This window comes from Romboutsia sp. (assembly GCF_056995035.1).
Map to the genome: position 1 here is coordinate 12,912 of NZ_JBXKIW010000041.1, position 18,418 is coordinate 31,329.

An 18,418-nucleotide genomic window follows, 5' to 3' on the forward strand; every position below is an offset into this window, starting at 1 on the left:
AGGATGTAACTTTAGCTACATCCTTAATTTATTATATTAATTTTTCTATAGTCTTATTTATATCAACCTTTATTCCTTTAATTTTTTCATTAGAGTTTTCTTCAGTTTCTCCTTTTACAGCTATATAAAACTTAAGTTTTGGCTCTGTTCCTGAAGGTCTTATAGCTACCCAAGAACCATCTTCTAAGAAGTATTTTAAAACATCAGCCTTAGGAAGATTATCTATTCCCTTACTGTAATCCTTAACATCTAATACCTTAGTATTATTTATTGATTTTATATCATTTTCTCTAAAGTAAGATATTATATCTTTTATTTTAGCTAATCCTTCTATTCCTTTTAAAGTTAAAGAAATAGTTTCTTCTTTAAAGAATCCATATTTATTGTAAAGTTTTACTAAACCTTCATATAAACTTAATCCTTTAGAATAATAAAAAGCTGCCATCTCAGCTATTAATACAGATGCAACTACACCATCTTTATCTCTAGCATGAGTTCCAACTAAGTATCCATAACTTTCTTCATAGCCAAATACATAAGATTTTTCATTACTTTGTTCGAATAACTTTATTTTTTCTCCTATAAATTTAAATCCTGTAAGCACATTTAATACATCTACATTATTTGCTTTTGCTATATCTGCACCAAATTCAGAAGTAACTATTGTCTTTATTAATGCTGAGTTTTCTTTTAATTCATTCTTTTCTTTTAATCCTTCGATTATATAATTAGTTAACATTCCACCTATTTGATTTCCTGTTAAAAGAACATATTCCTTGCTTGTAGTTTTTACTGCAACGCCAACTCTATCACAGTCTGGATCAGTTGCTATAACAAGGTCAGCTCCTACTTCCTTAGCAAGATTTATCCCTCTATTTAAAGCCTTTTTATCTTCTGGATTTGGATAGTCTATTCCAGCAAAGTTAGGATCTGGCTTTTCTTCTTCTTTAACTACGATTACATTTTCAAATCCAACTTCAGATAAAGCACGTCTTATTGGAACATTACCAGTTCCACAAAGTGGAGTAAATACTATCTTAAAGTCCTTAGCTACTTCTTGTATTAATTTTTTTCTTAGAACTTGCTTCTTAACAGCTTCTATAAATTCTGTATCTGCATCTGCACCTAACATTATAACTAAGTCTTTATTTTCTTCAGTTATAGTTGGTATTTTACTGTAATCATGTATTCTATTTATTTCTTCTGTAATAGCATTTGCAATGTGAGGCATAACTTGTGCTCCATCTTCCCAGTATACTTTATATCCGTTGTATTCTGTTGGGTTATGACTTGCTGTTATTACAACACCTGCTATAGCATTTAAATTTCTAACTGCAAAAGATAATTCTGGTGTAGTTCTTAGATCATCAAATATGTATGCTTTTATACCACATGCAGCTAACGTGTTAGCAGTTTCCATACAAAACTCTCTAGACATATGTCTATTATCATGTGCTATAACTACTCCTCTGTTTTTTTCTTCTTCTGTAGTATTTTTTATTATGTAGTTAGCAAGCCCAAAAGTAGCTCTTCTTACCGTATATTTATTTATTCTATTAGTTCCAGCTGCTATCACCCCTCTAAGCCCCGCTGTCCCAAACTCTAAATCTTTATAAAATCTATCCTCTATCTCTTTTTCATTATTTTTCAATTCTAAAAGTTCTGCTTTAGTTTCATTATCGAAGTATGTATTACTTGCCCACTCTTCATATTTTTTCATATAATCCATATTTAATCTCCCTTCCCTAATTAGTATGATATTATTCCACTTTTTACTAAAAGCTTATAAATATTTATTCTATACTGTTTTTCTATGTAAGTAAAGAAAGCATAATTAATATTTTACTTCAATAAAAAAAATAACCTTTATATATACATTCTGCGACAAATTATCAACAAAAAAGGGATGAAAATTTCATCCCTTTTTTATTCAATAAGCTTCTAAGTTTCATTATTATTTATTGAAATCATAACTTGCTAAATTTATATTATAAATTAATGAGTTACTTATCTTGTATGGTGTTCTTTTCATACAGTTATGACCTATAATTTTCACATCTTTATCATCTAGTAAACTACATATAGCTTCTCCATAGGTAAGTTTTTCATCATATTTTACTTCTTGCAATTCGCAAAATCCAAGATTATATAATGCTGTAGATGTTTTTCCACATAAGTGAATCACAATATCGTCTAGCTCATGTTCTATTCTTTTTATTATGTTGATAGTCGTTTCTGCGAGTACATCTTTATATACTTTAGGACCTACTATATCAATATCTCCTACAGGGTCACTATAAGATATTATTTTAGCTCCTTTTTTTAATCCTTCTAATGTATATCTGACTATATTATCCTCAATAATTTTCATAATATCATTTACTAAATCTCTATTTTTTTTAATTCCCTTATAAAAATATTTTAAATCTATTAGTAAAGACATAATCGTAAATGGTCCGCATACATTTAAAGTTACTATTTCACCTTGCTTATTTAATATGTCAATAGAATCTAGTACTTCCTTTATTCTTCCATTGTACAAATCTATTTCTTTTATATTTTTTAATTCTTCTAGGTTATTATATGCATAAGATTTGATTCTCGGACAATTTTTTTCATCTCCAAGATTTATATTAGCACCCATAGATTCAGCTTCAACAGTTGTACAAAATGGAAGCTTACATATACTATCACTTCTGTATTCTTTCAATTTTTTAGATATATATGCAATATCTTTTGAGTTTTTATGTAGATTAGGAAATTTCAAATTATTATTATATATAATCTCCATAGGTATAGCTTCATTATCATTTTGATTACATTTAAAAATACTTTTCATAATATACACCTCTAGCTAAAAATATTAACTATCTTATCTTTTTTTAGATTTATTCCTATAATACATAGCTTAGGATTAGTTTTTATTTCACTTTCATTTATAGTATAATGTCCATTTATATAATTAAATTCTAAAAATTTATTATTACTATTTAAAAATCCCTTACCTCTTATTACTTTACCAAATTTTCCACTATTTAAACTTTTAAATATATCTTCTAATTCATCTACATTGTACGTATTTGATGGTTCAATAGATATAGAAGTTATGCCTTTCATAGTTTCATTTATTTCTTTTTTATGTAAACAATTTAAATCAGAAAGTATATTTCCATTCAATAAATTTATTATACTTTTAGAAGATAAGTCTTCCCAGTTTTCTGATACTATATATGCTCTTTTATTTAGTTTTTTTAAAGAATTTATTATATCATTTAATGTATTATCATCTATAAATTGACTTTTACTTATTATAAGCATAGATGCATTTAATATTTGGTCTTCAAAAAAATCTCCAAAGTTATCTATATAATCAAAATAATTAACACCATCAACTACAGTAATTAAAGAGTTTATAACACAACTTTCTTTTATCTTAGAATCATTTAACATTGCTATTATCTCACTTAATAGTCCTATCCCTGTTGGTTCTATAATTATACGATCTGGGTTTAATTCTTTAATTATTGATAAGATAGTATCTTTAAAGTTTAACTTTATACTACAACAAATACATCCATTTTGAAGTTCTATTACTTCAAATCCATCTTTTTTTATAATATCTCCATCAATTCCTATTTTTCCAAATTCATTTTCTATTATCACTACTCTTTCATTGTTAAATGAATATAGAAGTTTTTTTATTAATGTTGTTTTCCCAGATCCTAAAAAACCTGAAATTATATCTACCTTTATCATGTCTTCACCCTCTTAAAATTTCAAACAATCTGTAAACAGTCTTTCATAACCTTCTTTTGTAGATAGTTCAAAGTAAGTTATATCCTTTGCTATATTCTCCATACTATTTCTAATATCTTTAGAAAGTAATGTCATAACAGCTCCTGTCTTTGAAGAATTTCCTATATACCTTATTTTTTCTTTAAGTTCTTTTGGAATAATTCCAACTCCAACTAAACTCTCTACACTAAGATGTTTTCCAAATTGCCCTGCAATAATAACTTCATCTAAGTCATTAATTTCCATATTCATTTCATTAACTAATGCATAAAACCCAGATAATATAGCTCCTTTTGCCAATTGTACTTGGCGTATATCTTCTTGAGTTATAGATATTTCTTTAGGTTCTTTGATTAGTACAAATTTTCTTTTTTTATCCTCATCTACTATGCACTCACTTAAGTGTTTTAAATTTTCATCAGATTCAACTGAACTTTTTTTATTTATTCTTCCTGTCTTTCCTATAAGTTTTAATCTAGCTAATTCACTTATAGCATCTACAATTCCACTTCCACAAATCCCAGTTGGATCTTTATCCTCTATAACTTTAGTTTGTATAGTATCTTTTATTTTTATATTTTCTATTGCTCCTTCTCCTGCTCTCATTCCACAGCTTATATTCATCCCCTCTAATGCTGGTCCTGCTGCACAAGAACATGAAGTTAACTCTCCTTTTTTAGATAAGACAATTTCTCCATTAGTTCCTATATCAATAAATAATATATTCTTATCAGCTTTATGTAAGTCACATACACAAACTCCAGCTACAATATCAGCTCCAATATAGCTTGATACCCCTGGTAATAAGTAAACTCTACCAAATGATGATATATTAATTCCTAAAGATGAAGAACTTATATTTTTACTACTTATAAATACTGGAGAATACGGTGATTTTCCTATTGAGCTTGGACTAACCCCTAACAGTAGATGCATCATTGTTGTGTTTGCAGCTACTGCAACTTCATATATGTTTTCTTCATTAATATTATTTTTTTGACATAAATTTTTAATCAATTTATTAATGCAATTTATAATACTTTTATGTAATATATCTACTCCAGTTTCTTTTGTTTTTGTAAAATTAATACGTGATAATACATCTAAACCATATTCTTTTTGAGGATTTATTTCACTTTCACAACTTACTTCATATCCACTATTTATATCTATTAATGATGCAACTACTGTTGTAGTCCCTATGTCTATCGCTAAAGAGTATAATTTATCGCTAGTATCATCAATTTCTATTCCTATTAATTCATTGCCTAAGTAAACTGCTGTAAACTCATCTTTTTCAAATATCTCTGGTAGATGTTTTAATATTGTATATTTATCTTTTATTTTACCTTCTATAGTGTTTATCAAAATATCTTCATAAGATAAATTTTTTTCTAAAGTAGGTTTATTTATCTTATAAACATTTTTTGAAAGAAATGGAGATTTATTAAATTTTGGCATATATCCATCAGTTAAGATTTTATGATTTTTTTTATCATTATCTAAAAAATCTATACTTATATCTCCCTTTGGATAAACCAAGCAACTAAGTCTTATATTACTGTCTATTTCTTCATTTGTTAAAAACTTTAATTCCTCATTTGTTAGATTATTTATATCACCATTTAATATTTTAATCTTACATTTACCACAAATACCTTTTCCACCACATGGACTTTCCATCCCTAGGTGATTCATTTGAATTATATCTAAAAGGTTTTTACCTGTTTTAAATTCATAACTTTTATCATTAACGTATAAATAACTCATATGATACCTCTTTATCTCTTATGATTCTTAGCACATTCTACTAAAATATTAATATTTTCAAGTTTAGTTCTTACCCCGATTCCACAAGCAGGAGATAATATATCCACACCACTATTTAAACAAGAATTACACATAGCTCCTATACTTTCTTTATCACTATTTTCAAGTGCAAATGTACTAATATTTCCCATAATAACTTTATTAGGTACGTTTTCAATAACCTGTTTAGCACTTGTTATAGAATCGAAACTAATAGCATCACTATTCAAAGTATTTAATTCTTGATATATGCTCTTTAATCTTCCACATATATGTATAATAGTTCCTCCAGGAGCATAACTTTTTAATGTATCTATTATCTTATTTAAATATGGAATTGCAAATTCATTAAAAGTTTTAGCACCTAGTATTTCTCCTGTACCACTAGGGTCTGATATAGTAAGAACATCTGCTCCTGCTTGTAACTGAGCTTTACCAAATTCTATAAGATTATCTGTAACAAATTCCATAAATTCGTGAGCTTGTTGGTTTTTTCTTCTAATTTCTTTGTAATATATCATAGGCTCTAAAAGTGATGATGCTAAACTTATAGGCCCTGTTAAATTCGCTATTATTGGAACTTCTTCATTTCTTTCCTTTAAAATTTTTATAGCATCTATAACTATTTTTGCTCTACCTTTGTTAACATCTATTTTACTTAAATTTTTCCAATCAACAACAGACTCAATTGGATACTGAGTTACCCTAGGTTCTGTATTTTTAGTTCCCATATATACATCTGCACCCATTCCTTCTGCTTCTACAGTCATACAAAATGGAACTCCAAAATTTTCAAATCCATTATTTTTATACATCCCTTGTGTTAAATCAGCCATCATTTCAGCGTCACTATGAGCTTTAGGCCATTTGACACCTTCTATATCCATAACATCTTCAACTATCATATTCATCATTCCACCAGGGCAAATGCAAGGAGGTCTATCTACTTTTTCCCCTTTTAAAACTTTATATAGTCTTTCCTTTGGGTTCACCTATACCACCTCTTTATGCTTAGCTCTTTTTTTAATAACTAATTCCTTCGCAAGTTTTACTGATTTTGAAGCTTCATAAGCATATCCATCTGCACCAATTTTATCTGCAAAACTTTGTGATATAGGTCCTCCACCGACCATTACTATTACATTTTCACGCATATTTTCTTTTTTTAGTAAATCTATAACTACTTCCATATTATCCATAGTAGTTGTCATAAGAGTTGATAAACCTACTACATCTGCATTTACTTCTTTAGCTTTATTTATAAAATCAATTGGTGCTACATCTCTTCCTAAGTCATAAACTTCAAATCCCGAGGTTTCTAACATTATTCTAAATAAATTCTTACCAATATCGTGTGTATCACCTTCAACAACACCTACTACTGCCTTATAACTTTCTTTAGTGTCATCTTTTTTTAAATGTGGCTTTAATATATCTATTCCTTCATACATAGCATCTGAGCATAGTAGAAGTTCAGGTATATAGTACTCTTCTTCTTCGTATAACTTACCTGCTTCTTCCATTCCACAAGCTAATCCTTTAGCTATACCTTCATAAGCATCAAAATCATTTTCTATATATTCTCTTGCTATATCTACAACTATTTCGTCTTCCATTTCTACAACACACTGCGCTAATCTATTTAATAAAGCTTCTTTTGAATTTGCCATAATCTCTACCTCCTACAACTCATCTATATTAATTGGGTACGCTCCAAATATTCTTGCAGCATCCATAAGGGCTATTATTTTCTCCGGATCTGTTCCTATAGGAACATCACAACCTGTACTTAATACAAATCCCTTTTTACTATCATGTGCTTTACGTATACATTCTCTAGCTTCATTATATATATCTTCTTTAGTTCCCCTCATTATTGTTTCAACAGGGTCTACATTTCCTATTACGCATACTTTGTCACCATACGCATCTTTTAGTTCTCCAATATCTTCTATATTATCTAAACTTAGGTTAGCTATTCCAATGTCAACCATATGACCCCAAACTTTTTTTGTTTTTCCACAAATATGAAGTGTTGTTCCTCCACCTGTTCTTTCTATTATTCTATCCATACATCTTTTTAGATATGGTTTTGCAAATTCTACAAAGTTTTTTTCACTAATCATAGTACAAGATGCATTTGGTTCTGCTAAACTTGGTGCTAAACCTATATCACATGCCGCATCTATATAATTTATAACACTTTGTGTTGATATTTCTAAAAGTTGATGTGCCATCTCTTTATTTTTACTTAAATCTCTTAAAAATTTATCAGTTCCTCTTAAAAAAGATGCTGTAGTGAAAGGTCCTCCTACAGAAGTTCCTACACCTACTACATGATTTAATTTTTCATTAGTTATTTTAAGCGCTTCTAAAAAGTAATGTATTCTTCCATCCTTATAAGGATCTATAGGACTTAACTTACCTATTTCACTGTAATCACTTATAGCTGGTTTACTTATATATGGTGTATTGTTTGTTGGAAATGTAACTCCACTTCCCATCGCTTCAGGTATACCTTGAAGACCTGGTCCAAATCCTATACTGTCTGGACGAAACTTTTCAAAGCTTCCCACTGCTACATCTACTAATGCATCTACTGAATGATTATATTCATATATTGTATGTCCAAAAACAGGAGAAACGCTCTCTCCAAGAAAAGGAGAACATGGTATTCTATCTATTGCTTTTCCATCTCCAAACGCTTTCATTCTTTCTTTTGGAGTCATTTGATCTTTTCTTATTGTATAATTCATAAATTTTTCCCCTTTAACATTTTCTAATTATACTTAGTATCAGTTCATATTCTACATTATTAACTAATTTTCTACAAATCGATAATATCAATAGCTTACTTCGTTTGTATTGAATTTATTTATAGATCAACTTTATAGATATTTATATTTCTTAATTTGTATATTTTTTAAATTATAACCTACAATAGGGCATAATTCTTCCAACTCAATGAAGAAGAAGAATTACGCACTAAATATTAAATTTACTTTGTAATATATATATCTATACTTCGTCTTCCCCAACTATATGCTTGACTTTCACTTCCCATAAAAATATCTATTATGTTTCCTTTTATTGCTCCACCACAATCTTCAGCTGTAAAGGTCATCCCAAATTGAGGTATATATACTTTTGAACCATATGGTATAACTCTTGGATCAACTGCAATAGTTCCCCATTTAGGTCTTGTTCCTGTAGATGTTATACCATCTCCTGCATATGCTGTTGCTACTACTTTCATATTTCTTGAATTAGAACTTCTTGATGCAACTATTACTTCTTCTTTTATACCTTTTTTTACAATCTTATCTATTGGTTCTTGTGATATAACTTCTTTAACTAATTTTTTATCTACCAAATCTCCATCATTATATGTAAGTTCATAAACTAATTCTTTTTTACCTTCTTTTCCTTCTTGTTCTATTTTCGTATTTCCTTTTTCTATGTTTTTATCTTCTACTAAATTAACTTCAAAAGGAATATTTTCATATTCTTTTTGTGTTAATTTTTTTACTTCTGTAACTTTTATATCCATATAATCAACTAATTTGGTATCTAAACTAGGTGTTATTTTATCATCTTTATCATATGTTATTTCGGATTCATCTAATAGTTCTTTAACCGTTTTTTTGAAAGTTGAAATATTTTGTTCTTTCCCTTTGACTACGATACTTAGTTGTTCTTTTTTTAAAGTCCAATATCCACCTAACAAAATCGACATTATGCATACTCCTATTATACTGGCTATTATTATTTTACATTCTTTCATAACAGTCCCCCTTTATTTTGCAAACTAACTTTAAATTTGCTTATAAATATATATATTAATATAGATTATAAAATATGTAACTAATTTGTAACTTTTATATTTATTCTTTTTAGTTGACTTTGTAATATTGATTTTTCTTCTGAAAATAATAATCTTAATAATAATTTTGAAGAAGACGGTACTAATGTAAAACTTAGTAAAAATATAGTTATTTCTTTAGTTTTTTATATTCTTGCAATACAAAAAAGAGATATAAACAGACTTGAATCGTCATGTTTTATAATCTCTTATATTATCTATTTGTGTTATTTAATTTTTAGAAATTAAATTTTCGTATAGGTTTTTATGGATTAATATTTATAAATTAAAGTGACATAAGTTAGGTTTTGTACAAACCTATATACATATTTAAGATTTATGCCACTTTAAGAGATTTTTCTTTTATTTATTAAAATAGCTTTTTAGTACTCTATATTTTAATTGCCATTTATCGGCATAAAGATTATATATTTGGTTTACTATTTTCTCTGATTCTTTATAATCTTCTTCTTTAACATTTTTTAGTTTTTCAAATATATATCCTGCAAAATGAGTGTCTTGTCTTTTATCTAAATATTCTTCTAATACGTTGTATTTTTCTAATCTTTTTCTTTTTTCTTGTTCTAGCAATAAATGTTTTTTAAAATAATTTACATCAATAGTATTTGTTACTGAATCTTTCACCTTTGTATAGTATATATGAATATTATCATTTATAACCTTAACTTTTTTGCTAGTTAGCATTAACTCATAGAAAAATAGTGTATCTTGACCTATAGCACCTTCTACCATATTTAAGTTATTATTAATTATTAAATCTGTTCTTATTATACATGCTTGTATGCTTTGAGCTATAAAATCTGTTTTTAGTAAAATATCTTTACAGTTATTACCTTCACTTACTTGATTAGTAACAGCTAAAAATTTATTATAATAATCATTACATTTAAAATCTTCTAGCTTGAATAATATATTTCCTATAACCATATCATAATCAGTTCCTAAAATATTTGTAAATAATTCAAAATATCCATCACCTACAGCTTCATTGTCTGGATCTAAATATGATATATAATTTGTAGTTGCTAATTTTATTCCATAATTTCTTGGTCTTGAAGCACTCCCACTGCCTCCTCTTTCAAAGAAATATGTTTTTATATTTTTGTGTTCTCTTTCTAATTGTTTAACTATATCAATTGTATAATTATCAGTTGAACCATCATCAACTAATATTATTTCCATATCATCAAACATACTACTTCTTCTTAAACTATTTATACATCTTTCTATTAAATAACTTCCATTATTATATATAGGAACTATTATAGACATTTTCATACTTCTTTCATTATAAACTTTTCTAGTTTTAAAATAATTTAATAAAACATTATTTTTTATAATCCATACATCTTCATATAATGTATATATTTCGTCTAAAATATCCTGCGCTTTTAGAAGTTCTTCTCTATTAGTATCTTTTAATTTATTGAAAATCCATGCTTTAAAATAATTTTCATGTTTTGTTTGTAAAAATATATTTAATAATCCACTATTTTGCAAAAACTTTCTTTTTTCTTTTTCTAATAATAGATGTTTGTAAAAATAATTTATATCTATTGTATTAGTTGTTGAACCTTCTACTGATGTATAGTAACTGTGAACTATATCCTTTATTACTTTTATTTTTTTAGAAAAAATTAATAATTGATAAAAAAATAATGTATCTTCTCCTATTGATCCATTTACCATAGCTAAATTATTATCAGTTAGGACTCTTTTTTTAATTAGTGATGCCTGTATGCTTTGTGCCATAAAGTTAGTATCACATAGTATTTTTTTACCATCATAAGATACATAGTTATTATCGTTAACTTTTAAAAATGTATTGTAATAATCATTTATTTTTTTACCTTTTGAGTCTACAAATAATATATTTCCAATAACTATATCTGCACCTGTATCTATAATTTCATCGTAAAGCTTTTTATATGAATCACCAAAAGCTTCATTGTCTGGATCTAAATATGTTATATACTCTGTTGTTGCCAACTCTACACCTTTGTTCCTTGGTCTTGAAGCACTTCCACTTCCTCCACTTTCAAAGAAATAGGTTCTTATATTTTTATGTTCTTTTTCTAAAGTATTTATTATATCTAAAGTATTTTTATCACTCGATCCATCATCTACAATTATAATTTCTATTTCTTTAAACATGCTGCTTCGTTTAAGACTTTTTATACATCTATCTTTAAGATAATTTCCATTATTATATGACGCTATTATAATAGTAAATTTAAATTGTTTTTCATCATATATATTTCTTTGTATAAAGTAATTTTTTAAGTCTTTATTTTTTACGTCCCAAACATCTTTATAAATATCATATATTTTATCAAGTATTTTTTCACATTCTTCTTTTTCTTCTATTTTAACTTTTCTTAATCTTTGAATGTACCAAGCTAAAAAATATGGTTCATATCTTTTTTCTAAGTACTGTTTTAATAATCCATATTTTTCAAGTGTTTGTTTTTTTATAGGCTCTATAATTAAATATTTTTCGAAGAATTTTTTATCAACTACATTAGTTACGGATCCTTCTTCTTTGTTGTAATAAATATGAATCACTTCATTTATAACTTTAGTTTCTTTTGAGTTTAAAACTAATTCATAAAAGAATAACGTATCTTCTCCTATTGCTCCATTTACCATAGTTAAATTATTAGAAATTACTAAATCTTTTTTAATTAATGCTGCCTGTATACTCTCAGCCATAAAAAAGGTTTTAATTAGTGTGTTTTTACCATCGTTACTCTCATCTTTTTCATCATTAGCTTTTAAAAACTTGCTATAATAATTATTTATAGTTTTTTTCTTACCATCGTCAAATATTATATTTCCTACTACCATATCATAGGTTCCATCTATTATGGTAGTGTATAACTTTGTATATCCATCATTTGCTGCCTCATTGTCTGGATCTAAATATGATATATAATTTGTGGTTGCAATTTTAACACCCTTATTTCTAGGCCTTGCCGCACTTCCACTTCCACCAGTTTCAAAAAAATATGTTTTTACATTGCTATATTTTTGTTGTAAATTTTTCATTATATCTATAGTTTCATTATCACTAGAACCATCATCAACTAATATTATCTCTATATTTTCAAACATACTGCTTTCTTTTAAACTTCTAAAACATCTATTTAATAATAATTGCCCATTGTTATAAATTGCTACTATTATAGAAAATTTTAGGTTATTATCATCTTTTTTAATGTCTAAATTCTTTTGTGTACGTTTTACATCAAATTCATTTTCTATTTTATCTATATCTATATTTTCATTTATGAATAAATCTGTTTTTTTCTGAGATGTGAAATTTACTGAGTTTTTTATTATACTTTTTACAATTTCATTAAGCTTCGGTCCAAATATAGGTCCCACAGAATGACCTCCTTTAAATATATCTATATACATTAGATTATGATTTTTATTTATTTTTCTAATTAAAGGTGTTAAATGTTCTTGCAAATGAAAATCATCTATTCCACAATAAAAGTAAAATTTACTTTTATTACATATAGGTAAATTTATTAATATATCGTTGAAAAATTTCTTATTGAAAAGTGTATCATTTGTACCAATTTCTTCAAGAATTTTTTCGAAATATTTATTAGTTGTAAGATAATCACCTAAAAATACTTGTGGTGCAGCTGCTATTATATGACCAAATTTATACTTAATTCCATAGTATAAACTTGCAAATCCTCCTTTTGAAGATCCTCCTAATATTACATTTTCATCTTGAATATTATTAGTTTCTTGAATATATCTGATTAAATTTATAATTGATTCCTCTACAGTAAAGTCCATTTTTTCGCACAAATACCAGCAACCTCTTTTCATAAAACCAAAATTATCTAATATATATAGTCTATTACTTTTTATATCACTTAAATAATTAATATATTGATATTTAGGAGTATCAACTGGATATCCACTAAATACTATTATTAAGTAGTCTGAGCTTTCCTTAAAAAACAGATAATTTATTTCTCTTTTATCTTTAAATATATATTCATTTTCTAACATGATTTTATCACCTCAATTTGTCTTATTTATTGTATGTTCCAAAAATTTTATAGGTGACAAATTTTTATATTTCTATATAATGACAATAAGTAGTATTTATTTTACTTACAGATTCTATAAAATTATATTTATCTACAGAAAAATACCTACATCCAAATTCAAATCTATCTATATAATTTATATCTATAAATTTTAATAATTCTTCTATATTGTATTGGCTTAGTATTCTACTTTTAATTATGCATTTGTCTAAGTCTAACGAATCTACATACTGAATTTCCATATTTTCATTTTCTACATTTAATTTACTTTCTTTAAATTTAAAAAATGATTTCTTTCCTATAAATTCTGCATCAGCATATAAAGTTGCATTAATTAAATCTTTAAAGTAATACTTACCATAATAGTTATTAACATTCATAATACCTATATAGCTTGCATCTAATAAGTTACTTATGCATTGTCTTTTATTTTTATCAATATTTAATATTATTGTTATATCATCATTTTTTTTAATATAATCATAAACTTCAGAATATTTTACTAATACACATAATTTTTTGTGTTTATATATTTGTTTATCATACATTGATTTTATTTTTATAAAATCATCAACAGTATTTATAATACTTAAAGCACATACTGTCGGCTTTTTATCATCTATTTTTATGCGTATCTTATCTAATATAAACATTAATCTATCTTTATAAGTATGATTGCTTAATACCTCTCTAATACCTTTTATTGCCTTTTTTTCATAATAATTATCATCTTTTAATTTTATAAATTCATCTTTAAGTTCTGCTATATCATCACTAGATGTTACTATATCTTTAAATATTTTTTTTATCCCCAATGAATATGAACTAATTACTGGCGTCCCACATGCTAAACCTTCGAATACCCTTCTTGAAAACATTGTTGGTGAATTTGTTACAGAATTTACATTTAACACAATTTTATATCCTTTGTTGCACTTTTCTAATTCATTTGTTTCAAGATATCCTTTTATATATGGACTAAATTGTTTAGGATATTTATATAGTGGATTTTTAAGATTATAATTTCTATCATATATATCAAGTCCTATTTGTTCTATAGCTAGTCTTAAAATATTTTCTAAATTTTTTCTTCGATCTGGATATTTATTGTTATAAAAACTACCTGCAAAACAAGCTTTTTCTATTTTCTTATCATATATCTTTATTGGATTGTGTATTTTAGGTTGAGCTCCAAACGGTAGTGGATATACTGTACCATGATTTAATTCATTTTTATATCTTGGTATAATATCCTCGTCAGTTGTAAATATATAGTCAAATAATTTAGCAGTTTCAACAAAATGTTCATAATGAACAGGGTCTTCTTTATTCCAAAATACAGTTGGTATTTTATTTGTTTTACACCAAGTTACCAATTCTTGCAACTCTTTTATATTATGATTATTTATATTCTGTATTTTTCTGCTCCATTGTCCATCATTTCCATGCCAAGCAGATTCCACTAACAACATATGTGGTCTATTAATTTCTAACTCATATTTCCAGTTTTTTGAACTTATTTTTATTAATTTACACATATTTTCATAACAACTCATTGTAAAAGAATCAAATATACATGCAATTTTAAGTTCATCAATTGACATCTGATTTGATAAATCTAGTTTGTTTAAATCTTCATTTAAAATATAATTTCCTTTATTTGTATACTCTGTATTCACAAATAATCATTCACCTCCTTTGATAAATTATCGCTATTTTTATTAATTTCTTCCTAATAATTTATAGATAAATCCTATTTCCTTCATTTCATCTTCATCTAAAAATTTCCTAGTATCTAGTATTATTTTTCCTTTCATAGCTTTATAAATTTCTTCATAGTGTATATTTTCAAATGCACAATGATCTACTCCTAATACTAATAAATCACTATCTTTAACACAGCTTAGTAAATCTTTTTCTAAATTTTCATACTCTCTTACATATGGATCATATATGCATACTTTATAATTGTTTTCTTTTAAAATATCTACTAAATGTACGATAGGACTTTCTCTCATATCATCTATATCCTTTTTATATGTCATACCTAGTATTGATATTTTCTTACTTCCTTCTATATCTTTAGTTAACTTTTCTATTTTATCAAAAACATACTGTGGCATAGAGTCATTTGTCTGTCTTGAAAGTTTTACTATATTAGCTAAATTTTCTGAAGCTTCTACTATAAACCATGGATCAACAGCTAAACAATGCCCTCCAACCCCTGGCCCTGGATTTAAAATATCTACTCTTGGATGTTTATTGCAATATTTTATTAACTCCCATACATTTATTTCTAAATCATCACATACTTTTAATAATTCATTCGCTAAAGCTATGTTAACATCTCTAAAAGTATTTTCTGTAAGTTTTACCATTTCTGCAGTATTTGTATCAGTTGTATATAATTGACCTTTTACAAAATTTTTATAAATCTCTTTTATCTTTAACGCAGATATTTCATTTATTCCTCCTATTATTCTGTTATTGTTTGATAGTTCTTCTATTATTTTTCCTGGGATTACTCTTTCTGGACAGTAGCCTAAGTATATCTCTTGCCCTACTTTTAGGTTAGTTTTTTCAAGGATAGGTTTTATAATTTTTTCAGTTGTTCCTACTGGTGATGTTGACTCTAAAATAACTATATTGTTTTTTCTTATATATGGTAATATACTATTAATTGCACCTATTACATAAGTCATGTCTGCTTTTTTATCCTCTCTTATTGGCGTTGGAACACATATTATAAATACATCAGCTTTACATGGTTCATTTTTGCCTATGAGTTTTTTCTTATTTACAACGTCTTTTACTATTTCGTCAATATATGGTTCTTCTATTATTACTTTTCCTTTATTTAAATTCTCTATAACTTCTTTATTTATATCTACTCCAACGACATCATAGCCATTATCTGCTAATATTGCTGCTGTTGGAAGTCCTATATATCCTAATCCTAATACGCAGATTTTTTTTCCCATTTTCATATCACCTATATTTTAGATTTTATTATATTATGTCTTCTATAGAATAGTTTATAATTTATTTATATTATGTTTATATATTGCTTTTTGTTAACTATTATTATATTCTTCTTTAAATATATCACCTTTAATGTCAAGCTACATAATATGTTATATACTAACTTATAACTATTAGTTAGTCTTATATATTAATAAAGAGGGTGATTAAAATTTCAAATTGGCAACCTAAAATATCTAAACTGAAACTTTTCTTTAATAAGCTTAACAGTAAATCTAGTAACCAAAATGACAACCTAGAAATCACTAAAAATTACAAAACTAATGATGTCAATTCTATTAATGAAACTGTTAATACCGATACTACTGATAAAAAAGACGATTTAAAAACTTTAGAAAATATTAACATGGATAAGGTAGCTAGCTTTAATGAAACTACAAATGAAGTTAATATCTTAGAAGATCCTAACCCTAGAACTGAGTACTTTATAGGTAGTAGAAATTTATTAATCAAAGTAGAAAAATCTAAATTTGAATATCCAGTATTAAAGTCAGTTACTTTACTTTCTTATGCTAACTTACCTCTATTACAAAACTTAGATGTAACTGAAAAAACAGTTGAATTTAACAGTACTCTTGAAAACATATGTACTCAACCTATTCCTGTAGTTATAGAATATAAGAAAGTAACTCTAAAACCATATATATCATATTCAGTAGCTTTATATAATAATAAACCTAATCCACCTAGATCAAATAATTATATAGATGGTTTGGATATATATGTTTTAGAAAATGATTCATTTTTAGGAGATTCATTTAACATATGTCTTCCTGTGAATTCTCCAACATTTAAATCTGTTGACTTTTTAGTAGAAGCTGCAGCTAATCCAGATAAAGTATCTCCTATAGGAGAAATAGGTGATTATTATTTCTATGAAGTAAATGTTAATTTTAAATTAAAGCTTGCTCCTCCTGTAGAGGTTACAGACCAATCTACTGTAGAAGCTTTAAATAAAGCCCTTGGTAGACCCGAAGGATCTACTGAACCATTTACAAGAGGGGAACTTGAGTCTATTACTACACTAGATTTATCAGGTGGCGTTTCCGAAGATTTTAGCATTTTACAATACACACCAAATTTAACGTATTTAGATATCTCTAAAACAAATGCTAATAATTCTGATATTAGCTATATCGGTAATTTACCAAACTTAGAAGTTTTAGTAGCTAATGAAAATAATATAACTGATATATCAGCTCTTTCTAATTTATTTAAATTAAAAACGCTAGATTTATCAAATCCTAATGTATCAACATTTAGTGTAAAAGCTGCTTCTCAGAATATGATTTCTGATATTAGTCCTTTGGCTGATTTAACAGAATTATCATATTTAAATTTATCAGGAAATATAATAGTTGATATATCACCACTTTATAATCTTAAAAATTTATATCATTTAGATTTATCTTATAATCTAATCTCTGATATATCAGTACTTTCTAATCTTATTCACCTATCTTACTTAAATATTTCAGTTAATAAGATTTCTGATATATCTTACCTTGAAAATCTACATGCAACAATTGATGCTCTTAGTCAAACTATAGATTTAGGTATAATAAATCCTGCAGTTGATAATACTTTTATGCTTGAACTTAACTTCCTAAAAGATTTACATGGATTTATCCCATGTATAGATTTTATATCAGATAATGGTTCATGCTATGAAGGTGAAAGCTGTGACTGTTCTACTATCGTATGGGAGAATATTGATGTTTCTACTGATGCTTATTTTAATTTCTCACATGATGGCATTTTCTCAGGTGTTGTTAATGTAACTTTAGTACCTACTCCTGGACAATAATAATTC

The 18,418-nt window shown here is 26.4% G+C and carries 12 protein-coding genes; 1 reads left to right on the forward strand and 11 read right to left on the reverse strand.

The window, feature by feature from the left end; genetic code table 11:
• Positions 1-31 precede the first annotated feature (31 nt).
• The 11 genes from AC11VW_RS04595 to AC11VW_RS04645 form a co-directional block, all read right to left on the reverse strand.
• On the reverse strand, positions 32-1,729 hold the full coding sequence (locus AC11VW_RS04595; RefSeq protein ID WP_484300219.1) for a phospho-sugar mutase: 1,698 nt from the start codon (positions 1,727-1,729) through the stop codon (positions 32-34).
• A 225-nt stretch (positions 1,730-1,954) separates the two neighbouring features.
• Positions 1,955-2,839, reverse strand: coding sequence for a uroporphyrinogen decarboxylase family protein (locus tag AC11VW_RS04600; protein ID WP_484300220.1), 885 nt, complete (start codon positions 2,837-2,839; stop codon positions 1,955-1,957).
• An 11-nt stretch (positions 2,840-2,850) separates the two neighbouring features.
• Positions 2,851-3,756 carry a GTP-binding protein gene (locus tag AC11VW_RS04605; protein ID WP_484300221.1) on the reverse strand — a complete coding sequence of 302 codons (906 nt, stop codon included), beginning with the start codon at positions 3,754-3,756 and terminating at the stop codon, positions 2,851-2,853.
• A gap of 12 nt (positions 3,757-3,768) precedes the next feature.
• Positions 3,769-5,565: an ASKHA domain-containing protein gene (locus tag AC11VW_RS04610; RefSeq protein ID WP_484300222.1), complete on the reverse strand. Its 1,797-nt coding sequence runs from the start codon at positions 5,563-5,565 to the stop codon at positions 3,769-3,771.
• Positions 5,566-5,576: 11 nt separating this feature from the next.
• Positions 5,577-6,596 carry a methylcobamide:CoM methyltransferase MtbA gene (locus tag AC11VW_RS04615; RefSeq protein WP_484300223.1) on the reverse strand — a complete coding sequence of 340 codons (1,020 nt, stop codon included), beginning with the start codon at positions 6,594-6,596 and terminating at the stop codon, positions 5,577-5,579.
• Positions 6,597-7,274: a corrinoid protein gene (locus AC11VW_RS04620; RefSeq protein ID WP_484300224.1), complete on the reverse strand. Its 678-nt coding sequence runs from the start codon at positions 7,272-7,274 to the stop codon at positions 6,597-6,599.
• 12 nt (positions 7,275-7,286) lie between these two features.
• Entirely contained in the window at positions 7,287-8,360 is a 1,074-nt protein-coding gene (locus AC11VW_RS04625) for a uroporphyrinogen decarboxylase family protein (RefSeq protein WP_484300225.1), read from the reverse strand.
• Positions 8,361-8,602: 242 nt separating this feature from the next.
• Positions 8,603-9,388, reverse strand: a complete 786-nt coding sequence (locus tag AC11VW_RS04630; protein WP_484300226.1) for a G5 domain-containing protein — start codon at positions 9,386-9,388, stop codon at positions 8,603-8,605.
• 441 nt (positions 9,389-9,829) lie between these two features.
• Positions 9,830-13,522 (reverse strand): glycosyltransferase, encoded by a 3,693-nt coding sequence (locus AC11VW_RS04635; protein WP_484300227.1) that lies wholly within the window; start codon positions 13,520-13,522, stop codon positions 9,830-9,832.
• A 64-nt stretch (positions 13,523-13,586) separates the two neighbouring features.
• The gene (locus AC11VW_RS04640) at positions 13,587-15,242 is read right to left on the reverse strand and encodes a CgeB family protein (RefSeq protein WP_484300228.1); all 1,656 of its coding nucleotides are present in this window, start codon (positions 15,240-15,242) and stop codon (positions 13,587-13,589) included.
• A gap of 42 nt (positions 15,243-15,284) precedes the next feature.
• The gene (locus AC11VW_RS04645) at positions 15,285-16,544 is read right to left on the reverse strand and encodes a nucleotide sugar dehydrogenase (protein WP_484300229.1); all 1,260 of its coding nucleotides are present in this window, start codon (positions 16,542-16,544) and stop codon (positions 15,285-15,287) included.
• Positions 16,545-16,747: 203 nt separating this feature from the next.
• On the opposite strand from AC11VW_RS04645, the gene AC11VW_RS04650 reads away from it, so the two are divergent.
• Positions 16,748-18,412, forward strand: a complete 1,665-nt coding sequence (locus AC11VW_RS04650) for a leucine-rich repeat domain-containing protein (RefSeq protein ID WP_484300230.1) — start codon at positions 16,748-16,750, stop codon at positions 18,410-18,412.
• The last annotated feature ends 6 nt before the right edge of the window (positions 18,413-18,418 follow it).